The 249-nt window shown below is 66.7% G+C and carries 1 protein-coding gene; it reads right to left on the bottom strand.

Annotation, left to right across the window (positions count from 1 at the left end; genetic code table 11):
• On the bottom strand, positions 1–249 hold a 249-nt coding region (locus SB725_RS32920; RefSeq protein ID WP_410923664.1), incomplete at both ends, for a hypothetical protein.

Raw genomic sequence — 249 nt, 5'->3', positions numbered from 1 at the left:
CCAGCAGCAGGCGCTTCGCGCGCCCCTCGATCTCCGCCCATAGAAACGAGACGAGAGCGAGGCTTTCCTGGAATGATTCGCCGCACGCGGGGCAGTCGAACAGCAGCGCGATCTCGGCGAGCGGATCGGCGAGCGCCATCTGCTCGCCAATCGCATCGATGTCCTCCCGCGTCAGCTCGCGGATGAACCCATCGTCGAGTGGCGATTGCGCCGGGCCGTCCACCCTGCATTGCGTGAGCAGACGCAGCG

It is taken from the genome of Pseudomonas sp. SIMBA_041 (assembly GCF_046535095.1).
Lineage (GTDB): Bacteria > Pseudomonadota > Gammaproteobacteria > Pseudomonadales > Pseudomonadaceae > Aquipseudomonas > Aquipseudomonas mucoides.
This window is presented reverse-complemented; position numbering and strand designations above follow the sequence as displayed.